The organism is Cobetia sp. BMC6, assembly GCF_029991385.1.
GTDB lineage: Bacteria > Pseudomonadota > Gammaproteobacteria > Pseudomonadales > Halomonadaceae > Cobetia.
Map to the genome: position 1 here is coordinate 268566 of NZ_JAKUMF010000001.1, position 21219 is coordinate 289784.

A 21219-nucleotide genomic window follows, 5' to 3' on the forward strand; every position below is an offset into this window, starting at 1 on the left:
CGACACCCTGCCACTCGGCGGGGTGTCGTCGTTTCAGACGGGGTGTCGTAAGGGTGCCGTCGTTTCAGTCGGCAAACGCCTCGAGCCAGGCCCGCTGCGGGGCGAGTCGTGATTGCTGTGCGGCTCGCCACGCAGGGTCGCCCAGCGTGGTGGCATAACGCTCGGCGTGATCACAGGCCAGCAGCAACCAGCTGCCGGCCAGCGACTCACCGCGAGCGCGCCTGAGCGCCAGACTCTCGAGCAGCCCCGCGAAGGCGGTGCCGGTGGAGGGGCCTACCTCAAGCCCGGCATGCTCGGCCAGCCACAGCGCCGCCTCCTGACTGCGCGCATCCGCAATACGCCGGTAGTCATCGAAATGGGCGGGGTCGAATGCCTCCAGCACGCAGGGCCGCCCGATGCCTTCGATGGGGTTGACCGCCTGCGGGGCGGGCAGGCGGGTCGTACGAGTGCCGTGGGTACGATGGTGCTGCCAGCAGGCGTGATAGACCGAGTGCTCGGGATCCACGCCGATCACGCGGGCTCGATGCCCCTCCTGATGCAGATGACGCTTGTGGCGCAGATGGCGCGCAAAGCTGGCAGCGCTGCCGCCGGTGCCGGCGCCGAGAAATACCGCCTGCAGCTCGGGCAGCTCACGCGCGGTGATCTGTGTCAGGCACTCCCCGGGCAGGCTGGTGTCGCTTGCCCAGTCGCCGGCAGTAGCGGCATGTCGGAATTGATTGAGGAAGTGGCCGCCGCTGTCATCGGCAAGCGCCTGCGCATGCTGACAGAGCCGAGCGGAGTCCTCGATTTCCACCACGCGCCCGCCCTCGCCACGAATCGCCTCCTGCTTGTAAAAGGCGGTGCCCCTGGGCACCACGGCAATGAATTGAAGCCCCAGCCTGCGTGCCAGCCACGCCTCAGAGACCGCGGTGGAACCCGAGGAAGCTTCGATCACTGGACAATCGGGCGTCAGCCAATCCTGCTGTAAGGCCTGCTCGAACAGCGACATCGCCAGGCGATGCTTGAGCGAGCCGCTGGCATGCGCCCGCTCGTCCTTGATCAGGATGCGCGCTTCGCCCAGCCCGCGCAGGCTGAGTTCCAGCAGCGGGGTCGCCGGGGTGGCGGCCTTCAAGGCCGCAAGCTTCATGAGGCTGCGTTGGCGCCATGACTCGCGCTGAGCCGCGTGCGTGCAGGCGTCGGCGTCCGCAATGAAAGGCGCTGTCGAGGGGAAGTCGGTGGTCGGCATGGCGCCATTTCCGGTCGCAGGAAGGAGCTTTCATGCTACGACCAGCCGCCAAGCAAAACTTGCCAGTTGTCATGGCGTGAGCCATGTTTCATGGCAAGAATTCATTGCGAGGTGAAGGTAATGGAGAAAATAGTGCTCGATGCCACGGACCGCGCCCTGCTGCGGCTGCTGCAGCGCGATGCCAGCCTGTCGTTGGCGGCGCTGGCGGAAGCCGTGCATCTGACCACGTCTCCTTGCTGGAAGCGCCTCAAGCGCCTGGAAGAGTGTGGTGTGATTACCGCACGGGTGGCGTTGCTGAACGCCGAGCTGATCGGCATGGGGCTGACGGCCTTCGTGCAGCTCAAGACCCGCGATCACTCGCGGGCCTGGTTCGAGCGTTTCGTGGCCATCGTCGAGGAGATCGAGGAAGTCACCGAGTTCTATCGCATGGCCGGTGACTACGACTATCTCCTCAAGGTGCAGGTCGAGGACATGAACGCCTACGACCGCGTCTACAAGCGGCTGGTCAACACCATCGACGAGCTGAGCGACGTGTCGGCCCGCTTCGCGATGGAGCGCATCAAGACGACCACCGCGCTGCCGCTGTGACCACTTTCAGGCAGTGAAGCCTGATCGCTGGGCAAGTTCCTCGCACCAGCGCGCTCAATAACCGTGCTCGCGGCTGATGCCGGTCAGCACTTCACCCTGCTGAATGCGGCGAATGTTGTCCGCCAACTGGTCGGCGGCCTCGGCCACCGGGGTCGGCGCGGCGGCATGCGGTGTGATGACCACGCGCGGCTGGTGCCACAGCGGACTGTCCTCGGCCAGTGGCTCGTGCTGGAAGACGTCGAGCAGGGCGCCCCTGAGCTTGCCTTCCTCGAGCGCCGCGACCAGATCCTCCTCGACCACGCTGCTGCCACGCCCCGGATTGATCAGCACGGCGTCGTCGGGCAGGGACTGGAAGACATCGGCGTTCAACACGTCTCTCGTGGCCGGCGTATTGGGCAACAGGTTGATCACCGCCTTGAGGCCGAGCGACTCGTCGCCCAGCACTTGCTGGAGGGTGCGGCCCCCTTCGCCGGTCTCATGGTGGCAGGTCACGCCCTGCAACGTGTGGGCGCTACGGCTGAAGCCATGTACCGGATAGCCGTCTGCCGCCAGTGATTCGGCGATCTGGCTGCCGATGGCGCCGAGCCCGAGCACTGCCACCGGGTACTGATGGGCGCGCACCACGCGGTGCGGGGCCCAGTGTGAGTCCGTCTGCTGTCTGGCATAGCGGTCGAAATCACGCCGGAAATGCAGCAGGCCATAGCGCACGTAATCCAGCATGTGGCTGGCCATGCCGGCATCGCTCAGCTTGAGCACCGGCACATCGTCAGGCAGTGCCGGATTGTCGAGCAGGCTGTCGACGCCCGCCCCCAGATTGAGGATCGCCTTGACGTCGTGACCGCGGTGGCGCTCGAACAGCGCTGCGGGCGGTGCCCATACCACCAGCACATCGCCCAGCATCTCGCCGTCATCGGCAACGATTTCCAGCGGCGCTTGTTTCGATGACTGCTTCGATGACGGTTCCGACGACTCGCCTTGCCGCGACCCCTTGGCGCCGGCGGTATCGCACAGGCGCTGACGCAGAGCATCGCACCAGCGTTCGGCGCGTTCATGATGTACCAGTATCCGCATGCTGTTCTCCTCTTCAGTAACGCTGGGTGGCGGGTCGGGATTTTTGAGCCGTCCCGGCCTGTTCGTAGGCTCTGTTCGTGGCTCTGTGCAAAGGGACTGGAGTTGTCGCCTCATCATGCGCCATTGTCTTGCGCCATTGTCTTGCGGGCATGGCCTGCTCGCGGGCGGCGATGGCGCAGGCCTTGCAAGGGCTCAAGCGAAGGGCGACAGTGCCAGAGTCGTCCTTTGACCCGTTGTTGGCAGAGTGACAGACTCGAATCCAGAGGGGAATTCGGATGTATGCATGTACGCCGACCCTGCCGACCCGCGGGGCGCATCGTCCGCTCGCGGTGCAGGCAGCCATTGTCAGCCCGGTGCGGCTGGCAGGTCGGTCACCCGCTGCCTGGCCCTGCGTATGGCCACTGGCTCCGCCCCAACGTGCTGCTTGCCTCAAGGCCTGATCGAAAAGGAGCGCTGCATGAGTCAATTCCCGCCCCATACTGGTGCGCCCCAGCCAGCCTTCGCTGGCCTGGCCACCTTGCCCAGCAGCGAGGCACCGGCCACCGAGAGTGACTGGACGCCACGCGCGCTGTCCGCTGGCCGTCAGGCCTTCACCATCGGCGAGTATCGCGCGCGTATCCAGCGGGTACGAGAGGCCATGGCGCGCGCCGGCATCGATGTGATGGTGATTTCCGACCCCTCCAACATGGCGTGGCTGACCGGCTACGACGGCTGGTCCTTCTATGTGCACCAATGCGTGCTGCTGGGGCTTTCCGGCGAGCCGGTCTGGTATGGGCGTCGTCAGGACGGCAACGGCGCGCTGCGTACCTGCTGGATGGGCGAGGACAACATCCTGTGGTATCCGGATTACTACGTGCAGAATCCGGACATGCACCCGATGGAGTTTCTCGCCCAGTCCATCCTGCCGCAGCGTGGCTGGCACGATGGGGTCGTCGGGGTCGAGCTCGACAACTATTACTATTCGGCGCGGGCGCACCTGGCGCTGGTCAAGGAGCTGCCCCACGCGCGGCTGGTGGATGCCAATTCGCTGGTCAACTGGTGTCGCGCGATCAAGTCTGAGCAGGAAATCGCCTACATGCGCGTGGCCGGGCGCATCGTCGAGCGCATGCATTCACGCATTCTGGAGATGATCGAGCCGGGCCTGCCAAAGAGTGCGCTGGTCGCGGAGATCTACCGGGTCGGCGTCGAGGGCGTGATCGGCCCCGAGGGTGAGATTCTCGGTGGCGACTATCCGGCCATCGTGCCGCTGCTGCCCACCGGCAGTGATGCCGCTGCGCCGCACCTGACCTGGGATGACACGCCATTTCGCCAGGGAGAGGGCACCTTCTTCGAGCTGGCCGGCTGCTACAAGCGCTATCACGCGCCGCTGTCGCGTACCGTATTTCTCGGCCGCCCGCCGCGCGATTTCGTGCGCGGTGAGTCTGCCCTGCTGGAAGGCATCGAGAGTGGACTGGCCATCGCCAAGCCCGGCAATCGCTGCTGTGACATTGCGCTGGCGCTGGGCGCGGCGATGGACAAGTACGGCTTCGACCGTGGCGGCGCACGCTGCGGCTATCCCATCGGCATCAGCTATCCACCGGACTGGGGCGAGCGCACCATGAGTCTGCGCCCCAGTGACGAGACCGTGCTGGAACCGGGCATGACCTTCCACTTCATGCCCGGCATGTGGATGGACGACTGGGGGCTCGAGATCACCGAGTCGATCCTGATCACGGAAAACGGTGCCGAGCCGCTGTGTGATGTGCCGCGCCAGCTGTTCGTCAAATAGCCTGCCGACAAGTGTCAGCAGCCCGCCATAACAAGGAGTGGTGTCATGCGAGAGTCCCCCGTCAGTCTGACCATCGATCTGTTCGCCGATGGCGTTCAGCACGGTTTCTTCAAGCTGCCGATCTCGACTGACGAGTCGGCGTGGGGCGCGGTGATGACCCCGATCAGCGTGATCGCCAATGGTGAGGGGCCAACGGTATTGCTGACCGGCGGCAATCATGGCGACGAGTACGAGGGCATCACCGCACTCTACAAGCTGGCGGCGCGTCTCACGCCTGAGGACGTGCAGGGGCGCGTCATCATCGTGCCGACCATGAATGCGCTGGCTGCCAGGGCCGGGCGGCGTTGTTCGCCTCTCGATGGCGGCAATCTCAATCGCAGCTTCCCCGGCAGCCCCACCGGCGGTCCGACCGAGCAGATCGCCGACTACTTCACCCGGGTGCTGGTGCCGCAGTGCGACTATGCGCTGGACCTGCATTCCGGCGGTCGCACCCTGGATATCCTGCCGTTCGCGGCTGCGCACCGTCTCGACTATCTCGAGGAGTCGCTGGGCGTCGAGCAGTGTCGTCTGCAGGAAGCCGAGAGCCTGGCCGGGGCGCTGGCCTTCGGGGCGCCCTCGGCGATGATGATGTTCGAACTGGACGCCGAGGCGCTCTACGACACCGCGGTGGAGCGCCAGGGCAAGGTCTTCGTCACCACGGAGCTGGGCGGCGGTGGCTCCACCACGCCGGAGCGTCAGGCGATCGCCGACCGTGGCGTCGACAACTTCCTCGCCTTCAGTGGTGTGCTGCGCGAGCGCAGTCGCGCGGATCTGGAGCAGGTCATCGAGCGCCAGCGTGCCAGCCAGGCGAACGCGCCGCTGCTGATCGACATGCCGGATGCCAGCTGTTACGTACAGAGCGAGCATGAAGGGCTGCTGGAGCTTTGCGTGGCACTCGGTGAGCAGGTCACGGCGGGGCAATGTGTGGCGCGGGTCTATCCGCTGGGGCGCGCCGGTCAGGCGGCGGTGGAATATCGCGCGGAGCGTGATGGCGTGCTGGTGGCGCGGCGTTTCCCGGCGCAGGTGAGTCTGGGCGATACCCTGGCGGTGATCGCGGAAGTCGTGGACGATCTGGCGCGAGAGGACTCATGAGCGCGCCCCTTTCACGCTCGCTGCCAGCGCCGAAACTGGATGCCTTCGATCTCAAGATTCTGGCGATACTCGAACGCGATGGCCGCATCACCAAGTCGCGGCTGGCCGAGGAGATCAACCTGTCGGTCAGTCCGTGCTGGGAGCGCGTCAAGCGCCTCGAGCAGGCCGGCATCATCGAGGGGTACGCTGCCATCATCAATCAGCAGCGCCTGAGTGATCAGCAGGGCGGCGCTTCCCAGGCGGCCGCCCCGCGCACGCCGGTGTGGGTCGAGATCCACCTCAAGCATCATGATGCTGGCAGCTTCCAGCGCTTCGAGCGGGCGATGCGTGAAGCGGATGAGGTGATCGAGTGCGTGGCGGTCGGTGGAGGCGTGGATTATCTGCTGCGGCTGGAGACGGCCAGCATCGATGCCTACCAGCGGTTGATCGACCGCTGGCTGGTCTCGGAACTGGGTATCGATCGCTATTTCACCTACATCGTCACCAAGCAGGTAAAATAGCGCGCCAGCTCCGTCGCCCTTCCTTCATGCAGCACGAGATACTCTCACCATGGTGCCTTTCGCCGCCCCTTCCGGCTCCGTCGATTGTCCGTCCCACGTCCAGGCCGAATCCCCCGGTGCCCCGGTGCTGATCTTCGATTCGGGGGTCGGAGGGCTCTCGGTGGCCTCAGAGATCCGCCGCCAATGGCCCTCATTGCCATTGGCCTATGTCTGTGACAATGCCGCCTTGCCCTATGGCACCAAACCCGATGACTGGCTGGTGGCTCGTATCGCGCAGGTGTGCGTGGCGGCGGTGGAGGCAAGTGGGGCGCGTGCGCTGGTAGTGGCCTGCAATACCGCCAGCACCCTGGCGCTGGCGGTATTGCGCGAAGCGCTGTCGATTCCGGTGATCGGCACCGTGCCCGCCATCAAGCCGGCGGCGGCGTTGGCACGTGCGCGTCAGAGTGCAGCACGTCGTGAGAAGTGCGAGCCGCCGGTGTTCGCGTTGCTGGCGACTTCCGCCACGGTAAGACGTGCCTATACGGAGCAGTTGATCCACGATTTCGCGGCGGATTGTCAGGTGATTCGTGTCGCCGCCGATCCGCTGGTCGCGGAGGCCGAGCGGCGTCTGCGCGGCAAGCCGGCGCGCCCCGAGGTGGTGGCGGCCAGTCTGGCAGATCTGGCGGCGGTCGAGGCGCTGGAGGTGGTGATTCTCGGCTGCACGCATTTCCCGCTGCTCGGTGCCGACATCTCGCAGGTACTGGGCGAGTCTCGGGTGGCGCTGGTGGATTCCGGCGCGGCAATCGCCCGCCGCGTGGCAGAGGTGCTGGCGCTTGACCCTGCGGCAGCGGCTGATCAGCAATTCGCTCAGGCTGCTCGGCAAGTCGCTCAAGCGGTTCAACCAGCACCGCATGAGCACATGGCGCTGGCGACGGATGCCCGGCAGCCGGGGTTGGCCACGGCGTTGGCCAGCCAGGGCTTCGCCGCGCCGCAGGCGCTGTCGTGCGACGGCTGAGGGGCAGGGGCGTTGGCTCTCACGGTCCCCTTGCACCTGCCTGCGCCCGCCTTGGCCCGCCATTCGGCGCTTGAGCTTCGCGCTGCCGATGGTAGGCTAGCGCGCCCAACCTTTGAATGGACGTGATCGGCATGGTTCACCATGACGTGCCCGCGTCCCTTTGCTCATCGTTTCAGTGCTGCGGTATGCCCGCAGGCAGGAGTCAGTGTGGCCATCGCCGTCGTCGATCCCAGTCAGTATGAACAGCAGCTCGCCGAGAAGGCCGAGCAGACCCGCGCACGTTTCGCTGCCTTCGATGCGCCGGAACTCGAGGTATTTCCCTCGCCGCCCAGCCATTACCGCATGCGTTGCGAGTTCCGTATCTGGCACGAGGATGATGACCTCTACTACGCGATGTTCGAGGTCGAGTTTGACGACGAAGGCAACAAGAAGAAGACGGTCGTGCGCATGGACGACTTTCCGGTCGCCAGCCAGCGCATCAATGAGTTGATGCCGCTGCTGCGTGAGCGCCTCAAGGCAAGCCCGGTATTGCGCGAGCGTCTGTTTCAGTGCGAGTTCCTCACCACTCTGAGCGGCGAGGCACTGGTCACGCTGATCTACCATCGCAAGCTCGGCGAAGACTGGGAAGCCGAGGCGCGCGCGCTGGAAGAAGAGCTCGATATCATGATCATCGGGCGTTCGCGCAAGCAGCATATCGTGCTGACCCGCGATCACGTCTTCGAGCGTCTCGAGGTCGATGGCCGCGAGTACATCTATCAGCAGGTCGAGAACAGCTTCACCCAGCCCAATGCCGAGATCTGCCGCTCGATGCTCAGCTGGGCACGAGACGTGACCCATCCTGACAAGGCGCAGGCGGAAGGCCGTGAGCAGGGCGATCTGGTCGAGCTCTACTGCGGCAACGGCAACTTCACCATCGCGCTGGCCGAGAACTTCCGCCGCGTGCTGGCCACCGAGATCTCGCGCACTTCCGTGGCCTCGGCGCAGGTCAACCTGGCGGCCAATAGCATCGACAATGCCCAGGTGGCGCGCATGTCGGCCGAGGACTTCTCGCTGGCGCTGGCAGGCGAGAAGGCGGGCCGTCGTGTCGCGGAGATGGACCTCGACAACCACGACTTCCGCACCGTGCTGGTCGATCCGCCGCGTGCCGGCCTCGATGCCGACAGCTGCGAGCAGACCGCGCGCTACGAGCGTATCGTCTACATCTCCTGCAACCCGCAGACGCTGATCGACAACCTTGAGGTGCTGTGTCGCACGCACCGTATCGAACGCTTCGCGCTGTTCGATCAGTTCCCGTATACCGACCACCTCGAGTGCGGTGTCTATCTGGTGCGCAGATAAGCGCGTCATCAAATCGGCAACTGTCGTCACGCCCGCATGGGTCAGGCATCGCGCCAATCGTTTGAAAAACCAGAGCTCCGTCGTCATCTACCTGTCAGGTAGGGGACGACGGGGCTTTTTTTGCGCACATGACAGTCACCCGAATTAGACTTTCGTTTCATGCGCGGACCGCCAAGTCAATACCCGATGCACAGATGTAATGCTGCATGACCAATATGGAACAGGCATGGGGCAGAGGCGCAGACTGCGCTAGTCTGTGATGCACTGCATGAGTCTGTGCTGCAACGCCTTTTGGCCGGCGCAGACTCTCTATGACTACTTTCCCTGATACATCCATCAGGTCAGTCGAGGTGATTGATGCTACACGTGGCGACGGACGGCAAGCAGGAATTTCTTGCGCAGCTCGAAGAGCAGCTGGACAAGCGACTTCCCAAGGACAAGGTGGACGTGATCGCGGCGTTTGCGCGCGACTATCACGCAACGGCCTCCTTCGAGGACATGGCCGAGCGCAAGCTGGATGACCTCTACGGTTCCACCCTGGCCGTATGGCACTTCCTGCAGAGCTTTGAGGCTCCCAAGGTGCGTGCCTACAACCCGGACTTCGAGAAGCATGGATGGCAGTCGACGCACACCATCATCGAAGTGCTGCACCCGGACATGCCGTTCCTGGTCGATTCCGTGCGTATCGAGCTCAATCGTCGTGGCATCACCGTCCACGCCATCCACAACGCCGTGCTGGCAGTCGCACGTGATGACGCTGGCCAGCTGGAGCGCGTGACGGCACCGCGTGCCGAGAACGCCCCGCAGCACCGCGAGTCGCTGATCTACATCGAGGTCGATCGTCACAACGACGCCGAGACACTGGAAGACCTCGAGACCAGCCTGCGTGAAGTGCTGGCCGAAGTGCGCGTTGCCGTCGCTGACTTCGACGCCATGCGCAGCCAGGGCGCCCAGGCGCTGCAGGAGCTGCGTGACAACCGTCCGCCGACCGTCTCCGAGGCTGACCACCAGGAAGCCTGCGACTTCATGCAGTGGATGGGCAACGACCACTTCACCTTCCTGGGCTATGACGAGTACACCGTCGACGAGCAGGAAGACGGCACCCGTGTGCTGAACAAGGTTGAAGGCTCCGAACTGGGCGTGCTCAAGCTGGACCTCGAGCGCTATCACGAGCAGTCCCGTCACCAGCAGAGCGTCAACAGCGATCAGTACGTGCTGATTCCGGAACTGCTGTCCTTCGCCAAGAGCGCCTTCCACGCCCGCGTGCACCGTCCGGCCTACCCGGACTACATCACCGTCGAGCGCTTCGATGAAGAAGGCCGCGTGATCGGCGAGCGCCGCTTCCTGGGGCTCTACACCTCCACGGTGTACAACCAGAGCCCGCGCAACGTGCCGATTCTGCGTCGCAAGGTGCAGGACGTCATGGAAGCCGCCGGCGTCAACCCGAAGGGCCACAATGGCAAGCACCTGCTGCAGATTCTGGAAGTCTATCCGCGTGATGATCTCTTCCAGATCTCCACGGACGAGCTGACCCGTACCGCCACCAGCATCCTCAACATCCGCGAGCGTCGTCGCGTGCGTCTGATCGTGCGTGAAGACCGCTTCGGCAAGTTCTTCTCGGTACTGGTGTTCGTGCCTCGCGACGTCTATTCCACCGACCTGCGCGTGCGCATCCAGAATCTGCTCTGCGAAGAGCTGAACGCCACCTTCGGTGACTTCACGCCGTATCTTTCCGAGTCCGTGCTGACGCGTATCCAGTTCATTCTGCGCTTCAAGGGCGATGAACCGGGCCAGTACGACATGCGCGCGCTGGAGAACAAGATCGCTCAGCTGGCCCGCAGCTGGCGTGACGAATTGCACGCCGCCATGGTCGAAGGCTTCGGTGAAGAGCAGGCCAACGAGCTGATGACTCGCTACCGTGATGCCTTCCCGGGCAGCTACCGTGACGACTTCTCGCCGCGCACCGCCGTCTATGACGTGGGCCACCTGCGCGCGCTGGACGAAGGTCAGGCCGTCGGCCTGAGCACCTATCGTCTGGTCGAGGACGACAACTCCGGTGTCAACCTGAAGCTGTTCCACAAGCATCAGCCGATTCCGCTCTCCGACGTACTGCCGGTGCTCGAGAACCTCGGTCTGCGTGTCATCGGTGAGCGTCCCTACGAGATCACCCGCACCGATTCCTCCTGCTGGGTGCACGATTTCGATCTCGAGCATCACGGCAAGGGCGCGGTCGAGCTCTCCGAAGTGCGCGAGAGCTTCATCGAAGCCTTCAAGAAGATCTGGTCCGGCGAAGCCGAATCCGATGCCTTCAACCGCCTGATCATCGGCTCTGGCCTGGACTGGCGTGAAGTGGCGATGCTGCGTGCCTACGCGCGTTACCTGAAGCAGATCCGCTTCGGTCTCTCCCAGGCCTACATCGCCAATGCGCTGGGCAGTCATCCGGACATCACTCGCGAGCTGGTGCAGTTGTTCAACCTGCGCTTCGACCCGCAGGGTCAGGGTGGCGAGGATGACGTCAACGCCTGTCGCGAGCGCATCAATGGTCTGCTCGACCAGGTCTCCAGCCTGAACGACGACCGCCTGCTGCGTCGCTACGTCGACCTGATGATGGCCACGCTGCGTACCAACTTCTTCCAGCCGGCAGAAGATGGCCAGGCCAAGGACTACATCAGCTTCAAGCTCGACACGCGCAGCATTCCTGACGTGCCGAAGCCGCGCCCGATGTTCGAGATCTTCGTCTACTCGCCGCGTGTCGAAGGTGTTCACCTGCGTGGCGGCAAGGTCGCACGTGGTGGCCTGCGCTGGTCTGACCGTCATGAGGATTTCCGCACCGAGGTGCTGGGTCTGGTCAAGGCACAGCAGGTCAAGAACGCGGTCATCGTGCCGGTCGGCGCCAAGGGCGGTTTCGTCTGCAAGCGCATGCCGGAAACCACCGACCGCGACGTGATCCAGAAGGAAGGTATCGCCTGCTACCAGATCTTCATCCGCGCACTGCTCGACATCACCGACAACCTGTCCGGTGGTGACGTGGTGGCCCCGACGGCCGTCGTGCGCTATGACGAAGACGATCCCTACATGGTCGTCGCGGCCGACAAGGGCACCGCGACCTTCTCCGACATCGCCAACGCCATCTCCAACGAGTACGGCTTCTGGCTGGGCGATGCCTTCGCCTCCGGTGGCGCCAACGGTTACGACCACAAGGGCATGGGCATCACCGCCAAGGGCGCCTGGGTCAGCGTGCAGCGTCACTTCCGCGAGATGGGCATCAACATCCAGGAAGATGAGTTCAGTGTTGTCGGTATCGGTGACATGGCCGGTGACGTCTTCGGCAACGGCATGCTGCTGTCCGAGAAGATCCGCCTGGTCGGTGCCTTCAACCACCGCAACATCTTCGTCGATCCGAATCCGGACACCGCGAAGAGCTTCGCCGAGCGCGAGCGTCTGTTCCGTCTGCCGCGTTCCAGCTGGGACGACTACGACAAGAGCCTGATCAGCGAAGGTGGCGGTCTGTTCTCGCGTGATGCCAAGACCATCGCCATCAGCCCGCAGATGAAGGAAGTCTTCGACATCAGTGCCGACCATCTGGCGCCCAACGAGCTGATCAATGCGATGCTCAAGGCGCAGGTCGACCTGATCTGGAACGGCGGTATCGGTACCTACGTCAAGGCCTCCACCGAGACCCACGCCGAGGTTGGCGACAAGGCCAACGATGGCCTGCGCATCGACGGCCGTGAGCTGCGCTGCAAGGTAGTGGGCGAAGGCGGCAACCTGGGGCTGACCCAGCGTGGGCGCATGGAAGCCGCGGCCAAGCGTGGCGTGCGCGTCAACACCGACTTCATCGACAATGCCGGTGGCGTGAACTGCTCGGATCACGAGGTCAACATCAAGATCCTGCTGGATGACATCGTCGCCCGCGGTGACCTGACCGACAAGCAGCGCAACCAGCAGCTGGCCGAGATGACCGACGAAGTCGGCGAGCTGGTGATCAAGGACAACTATCGCCAGACCCAGGCGCTGTCGCTCTCCGAGCAGCAGTCCAAGGAAGGCATGGGCGTCTTCCGTCGCTTCATCAATGAGCTGGAAGCGGCCGGCACCCTGGACCGTGAACTCGAGTTCCTGCCGTCCGATGAGGCGCTGATCGAGCGTTCCAACGCCGGTGAAGCCCTGACCCTGCCGGAACTGTCCGTGCTGGTCTCTTACGCCAAGAGCGATCTCAAGACCAGCTTGATCGCCTCTGACGTGCCGGACGACAGCTACGTGCAGCAGCACCTCGAGCGCGCCTTCCCGCGCGTGCTGATGGAGCGCTTCCCGGAAGAGATGTATCAGCACCGTCTGAAGCGTGAAATCGCCGCGACCCAGATCGCCAATGACCTGGTCGACCACATGGGCATCGCCTTCGTGCGTCGCCTGGAAGACACCACCGGTGCCGACAAGGCGGAAATCGCGCGTGCCTACATCGTGGCGCGTGACAGCTTCAATCTGGAAGCGCTGTGGACCCAGATCGAGGCCCTCGATCACCAGGTGCCGGCAGAACTGCAGTACCGCATGATGGGCGATCTGATGCGCCTGATGCGTCGTGCCACTCGCTGGTTCCTGCGTCAGCGCAGCGCCATGGGCGTCAAGGAATGCATCGGCCACTTCGCCCCGCGTCTGGCTCAGCTCTCCGAGAGCATCGGAGAGCGTCTCAAGGGCGAAGCCCGCGAGAACTGGGAAGCGCGTCGCGACAGCTATGTCGAGGCAGGCGTGCCGGAGGCCCTGGCCAGCACCATCGCCGCGACCTCAAGTCTCTATGCAGGGCTTGGCATCATCGAGGCGGCCAAGGCGACCGGCGAGAAGATCAATCGCGTGGCAGAAGCCTTCTACGGCATCGGCCATCGTCTGGAGCTGCCGTGGGTCGGTGACAAGATCAACGGCCTTGAGGTGCAGGACAGCTGGCAGGCGCAGGCACGTGAGAGCTTCCGCGATGATCTCGATCGTCAGCAGCTGGCCCTGACCGTCAGCGTGCTCAAGCAGGACAATGCACCGCGCGAGATCGATGAGCGTGTCGACAGCTGGATGGCCAGCCACGAGAGTCTGGTCAGCCGCTGGTGCTCACTGCTCGGCGAGATGAAGGGCGGTGCTCAGCTGAGCTTCCCGCTGTTCGCGGTCGCCCTGCGCGAGCTGGTCGATCTGGCCGAGTCCAAGCGCGAAGCCTGATGCATTCGGCCTCGAATGCAGCAAGAGCTGACGCAAGTGGCGAGTAGTTGATGACTCGCTGATAGAAGCCCTCACCCCCGGTGAGGGCTTTTTCATGGGGGATAAATAAAAAATTGATAGCTGAAGCCTGCGGTAAGGTAACTGTCGCCAGCTGTCTGGTATGCTGAATGGCGACCAGTGCAGAGACTGATACAGGCCCTGATGGTGGCATCCTTTTCTGCAGACCCTGTTTTCAGTCCTTGATTTTCAGACCCTCATTTCAAGTCTCGGAGTCGCTGCGGCGCTCGCTGGAGGCTTCTGTTTTCTAAGCATCAGTACAACAAGGCAGAGACACCATGTCATATCGTGCATTACCCCTCGCCTGCGCCTTCGCGCTCGGTCTGTCCACGCTGGCATCCCAGGCCGTGCTGGCCGATGGCAGCCCCGCTCAGCAGCGTGCAGAAGAAGCGGCAGGCAAGCTGGACATCTCAAAGTTCCTCAAGCCGCGCAGTGATGCCCACAGCCAGAACTTCCTGTTCGGCGGCACCAGCGTGCACCAGTTCACCATCAAGGAAGCCGGGCGTTACGAAATCGATGGCGTCGCCAGTTTCGATGTGACCGACCCCTATACCATGAAGGCCACGCTCGAGAGTGAGCAGGGCGAGGTCGTGGCCACTGCAGAAGGTGACAGGGCCTCCGATGGCTTGAACATGAATGCCGAGCTGGAGCCGGGCGTCTACAAGCTGCGTGTGCGCGCCGACAAGCTGGGGGCTGGCAAGTCCGGCGGCAACACCTATGAAATCAACGTCGCAGGCCTGAGCGAGAGTGGCGAGAAGCTGTCTGCCGAGGAAAGCGGCATCGAGACCGGCAACGGCCTGGTCTTCCTCGACACCGATGGCGATGGCCGTCGTACCGCCTTCGTCGATGCCAACGATGAAGTCGCGACCATCAAGCCGGCCACCGTTGCCGCTGCCGAACAGGCCGCCCGCGAGAAGAAGGCGGCCGAGACAGGCAATGCGGCAGCTGAAGGCGCTTCTGCCACGGGCGCCGCCGCCACTACTACTTCGGCAGCCGCGACTGCTGCAGCCGAGACGTCTGCCGCTGCTGCCACGGGCAGTGCTGCCGTGACGGAAGCCGAAGCGGAGCCGGATCGTCGTTTCGACGAGATCGTCACTGACGTGCGCATTCTCGAGAAGGGCGAGGTCATGACATTCGATGTCGCGGACCGTGGCACCGTGACCATCGACAGCGAGACCTTCCCGGGCAGCGAAGGCACCTACAAGCTGCAGATGCGCCTGTTGGACGAGAGTGGCAACACCGTCGCCAGCGACAAGGGCGAAGGCTTCCAGGGCGACTTCCACCTCAAGACCGTGCTGGAGCCGGGGCGTTACACCGTCTGGGTCAGCGGTCAGAAGTTCGGCTCCTCCATGCAGGGTGTCAACAACTACACCGTGCGCGTGCAGCAGCTCGACGTGAAATGATCTGCATGGCATGACTCCGGCATAGTCGGGTGTGACACCAGGGCGGCCCAGCGGGCCGCCCTTTCTTGTTGCCCTGAGCATGAGCAATGGTGTCGGCCTTGGCGTGAGCGATTTTATCGACAGCAGCGCGAGCATGCCGGCGCACAGTGTCTGTCCCCACGGGCTTCGGGTATACTTCGCGCCCAGCTATGCTGTCGTCACGACCCTGCCGCCCGCTGTCTGGAGATCATCATGTACTCGTTTGCTCGCTCGCTTCTCTTCAAGCTCGACCCGGAAACAGCTCATGGTGTGACGCTGAGTGCGCTGGACATGGCACATCGCCTCGGCATGGCGCGCGGTCTGGGCGGTGAAGCGCCACGTGATCCGGTCTCGCTGATGGGGCTCGAGTTCCCCAATCGCGTTGGCCTGGCGGCAGGTCTCGACAAGAATGCCGATCACCTCGATGCGCTCGCCGCTCTGGGCTTCGGCTTCGTGGAGGTCGGCACGGTGACGCCGAAAGGGCAGGACGGCAATCCCAAGCCACGTCTGTTCCGGTTGCCGGAGCATCAGGCGATCATCAACCGCATGGGCTTCAACAATGCCGGGGTCGAGCATCTGGTCGCGAAGGTCAAGGCCAGTCAGGCGCGTGCTGCCTCTGGTATCGTGCTGGGGATCAACATCGGCAAGAACCTGACCACGGCGGTGGATGATGCATTGAGCGACTATCTGGTCTGCCTCGATGCCGTGCATGCTCACGCCGACTACATCACCGCCAATATCTCGTCGCCCAATACCCCGGGGCTGCGCAATCTTCAGTTCGGTGATCATCTCAGCCAGCTGCTGGCCGGGCTTCGCCAGCGTTGCGATCAGCTCGATGCCGAGCGCGGCAGGAAGGTGCCGCTGGTGATCAAGATCGCGCCCGACATGGACAGCGAGGAAATCCTGTTCGTGGCGCGGGCGTTGGCGGACAACGGCATCGATGGTGTCATCGCCACCAACACCACCATCGAGCGCACGGCAGTCGCGGGAAGTCCGCATGCGCAGGAGGCGGGCGGACTTTCCGGCGCCCCGGTGCGTGAATCGTCGACGCGGGTGATTCGTGGCCTGCGTGAAGCGCTGCCGAACATGCCGATCATCGGTGTGGGAGGGATCACCGATGGCGAGAGTGCGCGCGAGAAGATCGCCGCGGGGGCGGATCTGGTGCAGCTTTACTCCGGGCTGATCTACCGCGGCCCGGTATTGGTCGGTGAGTGCGCGCGCGCACTGGAGAAGGCCGATACCCTGATCAAGGTGTGATCCAGCCTGGGTTCCGTCGCAGCGTGATGCTGGTATCTCCCACTCACGGCGCTTTAAGAGACTGCGAGTGGGGGAAGGGCTGACACGGAAAAGCCGCCTCCTGACATCAGAAGGCGGCCTCGGTACCGGCGTGAATGATGATATGACAACGGCAGGGAAGTGATGCGTGATCTGCCGTTGTCGTGTTGGCTGCCATGTCCAGCCAGCGTGCACGATGCGAAGCGCTTTTGCCGTCAGAAACGGCGGTTGGGGGTTGGCCCCTTGAGCTCATCGGGTGCGTGGATGGTTGAAGCAGGCCTGGAAAGAACCTGCTGATGCAGTCAAGGTGAACGTTTGCCCGTGTCGTGCTCCGCGCTGGACCGTCGTCCTCGCAGGCCGTCGCCTGCTGCGCCTTCTCTTCTGGAGCCATACCACGATTGAAACGACACGAGCGCCAACATCTCGGCCTTTCAGGAAGTGAAGCGAGTTGGCCCCATTGCCTACTGCGTCTCTTGCCTGTCAGTGCCGCGCGTCATCAAGATAGAAATAAGGCGTTACCTCCCTGGTGATTTGACGTGTCGCTGGGCGACTTCCGTGGGATTTTCCGGGTGATGTCGCTAAACCGACTCACCGTGAACACCTCGAGTCCTCTCTGTACGTGCCAGCCGGCCCTGTAACTTGTCAGGAGGCGGTGGCGTGATGCCGGAGAATCCGCTTGGGCAGCGCTTCAGGCTGCGTCGGCGGGGTGAAGGGCGCCAGGCGCCGTATTGCCAGTGTCATTCCGTGACGAGCCGCTTTCCTGAAATGGGATGACCTCCTAGTCGCGTATGATGAACCTTGGCGTCATGCGGTGCTCAGCTGAGCACCATGGGGTTCTTGTGGATGCCGGAGACGCCGGTCATTCCCGACCATTGGTCTCCGCGGCCTTCACGCCAGCCGCTCATCCAGAATTCACGTAGATTGACATCGATACTGGGACAATCATCACGGGAACGGCCGGTGACACCAGCCTTGTAGCCGTGAACATAGGCACGCTGAAAGCGATCACGTTTCTGTCTCTTCATGGATGACCTCTAAGTGAGAACCCATCGGCACTGCGTGTCAGTGATGGCGAGACATACCCGGCGAGACCTTGTCTGGCCGCGGTTGTCCTGCCATTGGACATGCCGAGTGAGAGAGTTGGCCGATGCCCTGTCGGGCACTGCCGGCCTCGTGCATCATCACCTCGCGTCGTTGGCCATTCTTGTCGGAAAAGGTCACGAGTGTGAGATGATGGAAGGTCTTGCCTGTATATGCTCGAGCGTGATGGTGAAAGAGCGACTGCCTTGCCGTGCCGGAAGTCCGATCTCCTGAGCGGCACAGACAGGCTGCCCGAATGAGGCTCGTGTCCCTTGATCCTCGATTTCGCATGGCGTGTCACCTTTCCGAATTGCAGCTACACCTATAGTTTTTAGAACACTGCCTCTGGCTTGTCGACAGCCGTATAGGAATATCGCTAGTGCCAGAAGCCAACTCACAGGAATAAGTCCGGCGCCTGCCGGTGAGAGATTCATGACTGATACGACCTCTGCGACTACACCCCGCGCGCCCAGCAACTCGCTCTCTACCTGGTTTGCGACCTGCCCGCGTGGCATCGAAACGCTGCTGGCCGATGAGCTGACGGCTCTGGGTGCCGAGGTGACTGGCACGACCGTCGCTGGCGTACACTTCAACGGTAGCCAGGAAACCGCCTACCGCACCATCCTGTGGTCGCGACTGGCCAACCGCATCATTCGTCTGCTCACTCGCGTGGGTGGCGTCGATACTGGCGAGCAACTGCGCAAGGCGAGTGCGGGTGTCGATTGGGCGATGGAGTTACCGGATCGTGCATCCATCGCCGTCGATTTCCACGGAAAATGGAAAGATATTCGCCACACCTTCTTCGGTGCCCAGACCGTCAAGGACGGCATCGTCGAGGCGATGTTCGAGGAAGGCCGCAACAAGCCGACCGTCGATGGCAAGAATGCAGATCTGCGCATCTACGCGCACCTGCACAATGGCTACATCACCCTGGGCATCGACCTCGTGGGGCGCAGCCTGCATCAGCGTGGCTACCGTCCTGATCTCGCCCATGCGCCGCTCAAGGAGAACCTGGCGGCGGCCCTGTTGATGCGGGCCGACTGGCCGGCGCGTGCGGCGCGTGGCGAGAGCCTGGTCGACCCGATGTGCGGCTCCGGCACGCTGTTGATCGAAGCAGCCTTGATGGCGGCGGATATCGCGCCGCAGTCGCTGAACCAGGAGTTCGCCTGCCGCCACTGGGGGCGCCATGACGAGCGCATCTGGAAGGGCCTGTGGGAAGAGATGGAGCAGCGTGCCATTGCCGGGCGCCGCAAGGTCACCGCACGTCTGTTCGGTCGCGATCACAGCCCGCAGGCGATTTCTGCCGCGCGCTCCAACGCCATGCGTGCCGGCATTCCGGCGCTGATCGAGCTGGAAGGCGCCTCCGTCGCCGAGCTGACCTGTCCCGAGGGCGCCACCACTGGCCTGGTGATGACCAACCCGCCCTACGGTGAGCGTCTGGGCGAGCTGCCGGCACTGGTGCCGCTCTACGCAAGCCTCGGTGAGCGCATGAAACGTCACTTCGGCGGCTGGACGCTGGCCATGTTCACCGGCAACCCGGATCTCGGCCACCGCCTCGGCCTGCGTGCGCATCGCCAGTATGCCTTCCGCAACGGTCAGCTCGACTGCAAGCTGTTGATGATCGATGTGGCGGCGCGTGAGCGTACGGCCGATGAAGACAGCGTGGCCGAAGATGCCCGCAGTCAGCCCGCGCTGAGCGAGGGCGGCCAGATGTTCGCCAATCGCCTCAAGAAGAACCAGAAGTCACTGGCACGCTGGCTCAAGCAGAGCGGTACCACCTGTTATCGCCTCTACGATGCCGACATGCCGGAGTACGCGCTGGCCATTGATATCTATGGCCGTCATGTGCACGTTCAGGAATACACGCCGCCCAAGTCCGTGGATGCCAGTCAGGCGCAGCGCCGTCTGATGGATGCACTGGCGGCGATTCCGCAGGTGCTGGGCTGCTCGCCCAACGATATCCACATCAAGCAACGCACGCGTCAGGCAGGCAAGGCGCAGTACACGCGTCAGGACAGCTCCGGTCAGCGTATCGAGGTGCAGGAAGGCGATGCCAGGCTGTGGGTGAATCTCAAGGATTACCTGGATACCGGCCTGTTCCTGGATCACCGTCCGGTGCGCAAGCTGCTGGGCAAGGAAGCGGATGGCAAGCGGGTGCTCAACCTGTTCTGCTATACCGCGACGGCCACCGTGCATGCGGTGCTGGGCGGTGCCAGCGAGAGCGTCAGCGTCGACATGTCCAATACCTATCTGGACTGGGGGCGCGAGAACTTCAAGCTCAACGGCATCAGCGAGAAACGCCATCAGCTGGTGCGTGCCGACTGCCTGAAGTGGCTGGAGCGCTCCCGCGAGGAGTTCGACCTGATCTTCCTCGACCCGCCGACCTTCTCCAATTCCAAGAAGATGGAAGGCACCCTGGATATCCAGCGTGATCACGCGCGCCTGATCGACCTGGCGATGGCCAGTCTGGCGCCGGGCGGCACGCTGATCTTCTCCAACAACCATCGTCGCTTCGTGATGGATGACAGCGTCAGCCAGCACCATGTGGTGGAAGACCTGTCGCGCAAGCTGCTGGACCCGGACTTCAAGCGTCGTCCGGATATCCACCACGTCTTCCGCATCCGTCGCGCCAGCGATGTGAAGGGCTGAGCGATGGCCAGCGTCCCGCTGTGGCTCTACACCACGGCGGGCTGTCATCTGTGCGCTCGGCTGGAAGCCACGCTGCAGGCGCTGGGGGCGGATATCACGCTCACGCGGGTCGAGATTGCCTTCGATGCGCAGCTGAGCGAGCGTTACGCGACGCGCATCCCTGTACTGGCGAGCGCCTCGGGTGCGGAGTATTCGCTGGCCGATGGCGAAGAGGTGTTGCCGGAGTGGTTGCGCGCGCAGGGTGTCGAAAAGGGCATCGAGCAGGGTGTCGAAATGACGCCCCCGGCCGAGCACGACTCAGCCATTGAGCCGCAGGGCCCCACCCTGCGCAATGGGCGTCGCTTTCTGCGCTGAGAGGCGCAGGCGTGTCGCGTGATGCTGGTGAAAAAAGACCGCCGCTACCTCAGGGTAGCGGCGGTCTTTTCGTGTCCGGCACCGTGCTGCGCACTAGCTCTCCAGCAGTGACATCTGGCGCATGGCGTCTTCGGCTTCCGGGCTGTCGGCCGTGGCCTCCAGCACCTTGGTGTAGCCGCGTGAGGCCTGGATGTGGGCGAGGTCGCTGACCCAGGTCATGGCCTGCTCGTGGCTTTCGGCGAGATCGTGCTTCAATCCGCCGAACTGGGTGCCGATCTGGCCCCATGAGCGGCTGACGATCCAGTCGCCGAACATGTCCTGATGCACATGGACCAGAACGTAATCGTGGTGGCTTTCCCAGCGGATGATCACGCGTGACTCCCGAGGCGAAACGATGGTGGCTGGACTCAATCATGAGCTTGTGACGCCCGTTGCGTGCGCCTAAGATGGCACGGCGGCGGGCAAGCAAGCATACCATTGTAATCTTCACGTGCCTTGCGGCAAGGTGTGAAGTCACTCAGGCGCACATGTTGGCCCGTGAACCCGCAGCGACACTCATTGCCACAGCAAGG

15 protein-coding genes are annotated in these 21219 nt (G+C 63.4%); 11 read left to right on the forward strand and 4 right to left on the reverse strand.

Translation table 11 applies throughout. The features are described from left to right. Window positions 1–64 precede the first annotated feature (64 nt). A complete protein-coding gene (locus tag MKZ40_RS01150; RefSeq protein ID WP_175089254.1) occupies window positions 65–1225 on the reverse strand; it encodes a pyridoxal-phosphate dependent enzyme in 1161 nt (386 codons plus the stop codon). Between the two features lie 132 nt (window positions 1226–1357). Here MKZ40_RS01150 and MKZ40_RS01155 point away from each other — a divergent pair, with 132 nt between their 5' ends. Next, window positions 1358–1813, forward strand: a complete 456-nt coding sequence (locus tag MKZ40_RS01155) for an Lrp/AsnC family transcriptional regulator (protein ID WP_043334316.1) — start codon at window positions 1358–1360, stop codon at window positions 1811–1813. A gap of 54 nt (window positions 1814–1867) precedes the next feature. Here the strand turns inward: MKZ40_RS01155 and MKZ40_RS01160 are convergent, their stop codons facing one another. Next, window positions 1868–2884 (reverse strand): glyoxylate/hydroxypyruvate reductase A, encoded by a 1017-nt coding sequence (locus MKZ40_RS01160; protein ID WP_175089255.1) that lies wholly within the window; start codon window positions 2882–2884, stop codon window positions 1868–1870. Window positions 2885–3341: 457 nt separating this feature from the next. Between MKZ40_RS01160 and doeA the strand changes: the two genes are divergently transcribed. From doeA to MKZ40_RS01200, 8 genes are all read left to right on the forward strand, one after another. After that, complete coding sequence (gene doeA / locus MKZ40_RS01165) at window positions 3342–4652, forward strand: ectoine hydrolase DoeA (RefSeq protein WP_175089256.1); 1311 nt, start codon at window positions 3342–3344, stop codon at window positions 4650–4652. Between the two features lie 45 nt (window positions 4653–4697). Then, window positions 4698–5783 (forward strand): N(2)-acetyl-L-2,4-diaminobutanoate deacetylase DoeB, encoded by a 1086-nt coding sequence (doeB, locus tag MKZ40_RS01170; RefSeq protein WP_175089257.1) that lies wholly within the window; start codon window positions 4698–4700, stop codon window positions 5781–5783. Then, a complete protein-coding gene (locus MKZ40_RS01175) occupies window positions 5780–6283 on the forward strand; it encodes an Lrp/AsnC family transcriptional regulator (RefSeq protein WP_175089258.1) in 504 nt (167 codons plus the stop codon). The genes doeB and MKZ40_RS01175 overlap by 4 nt, the downstream gene beginning before the upstream one ends. Before the next feature lie 49 nt (window positions 6284–6332). Continuing rightward, entirely contained in the window at window positions 6333–7277 is a 945-nt protein-coding gene (gene murI / locus MKZ40_RS01180; protein ID WP_175089259.1) for a glutamate racemase, read from the forward strand. A 207-nt stretch (window positions 7278–7484) separates the two neighbouring features. After that, window positions 7485–8615 (forward strand): tRNA (uridine(54)-C5)-methyltransferase TrmA, encoded by a 1131-nt coding sequence (gene trmA, locus MKZ40_RS01185; protein WP_175089260.1) that lies wholly within the window; start codon window positions 7485–7487, stop codon window positions 8613–8615. A 357-nt stretch (window positions 8616–8972) separates the two neighbouring features. Then, window positions 8973–13811 carry an NAD-glutamate dehydrogenase gene (locus tag MKZ40_RS01190; protein ID WP_175089261.1) on the forward strand — a complete coding sequence of 1613 codons (4839 nt, stop codon included), beginning with the start codon at window positions 8973–8975 and terminating at the stop codon, window positions 13809–13811. A 335-nt stretch (window positions 13812–14146) separates the two neighbouring features. Beyond that, window positions 14147–15271 (forward strand): hypothetical protein, encoded by a 1125-nt coding sequence (locus MKZ40_RS01195; RefSeq protein ID WP_175089262.1) that lies wholly within the window; start codon window positions 14147–14149, stop codon window positions 15269–15271. Between the two features lie 231 nt (window positions 15272–15502). Continuing rightward, complete coding sequence (locus MKZ40_RS01200) at window positions 15503–16546, forward strand: quinone-dependent dihydroorotate dehydrogenase (protein WP_175089263.1); 1044 nt, start codon at window positions 15503–15505, stop codon at window positions 16544–16546. Between the two features lie 833 nt (window positions 16547–17379). Here MKZ40_RS01200 and rmf read toward each other — a convergent pair. Beyond that, a complete protein-coding gene (gene rmf / locus MKZ40_RS01205; protein ID WP_043334308.1) occupies window positions 17380–17589 on the reverse strand; it encodes a ribosome modulation factor in 210 nt (69 codons plus the stop codon). Between the two features lie 487 nt (window positions 17590–18076). Here rmf and rlmKL point away from each other — a divergent pair, with 487 nt between their 5' ends. Continuing rightward, window positions 18077–20293: a bifunctional 23S rRNA (guanine(2069)-N(7))-methyltransferase RlmK/23S rRNA (guanine(2445)-N(2))-methyltransferase RlmL gene (gene rlmKL, locus MKZ40_RS01210; RefSeq protein ID WP_175089264.1), complete on the forward strand. Its 2217-nt coding sequence runs from the start codon at window positions 18077–18079 to the stop codon at window positions 20291–20293. A gap of 3 nt (window positions 20294–20296) precedes the next feature. Beyond that, window positions 20297–20647, forward strand: coding sequence for a glutaredoxin family protein (locus MKZ40_RS01215; RefSeq protein ID WP_175089266.1), 351 nt, complete (start codon window positions 20297–20299; stop codon window positions 20645–20647). A gap of 93 nt (window positions 20648–20740) precedes the next feature. On the opposite strand, the gene MKZ40_RS01220 is transcribed toward MKZ40_RS01215, so the two are convergent. Then, window positions 20741–21019 carry a WGR domain-containing protein gene (locus tag MKZ40_RS01220; RefSeq protein WP_043334304.1) on the reverse strand — a complete coding sequence of 93 codons (279 nt, stop codon included), beginning with the start codon at window positions 21017–21019 and terminating at the stop codon, window positions 20741–20743. Between the last annotated feature and the right edge of the window lie 200 nt (window positions 21020–21219).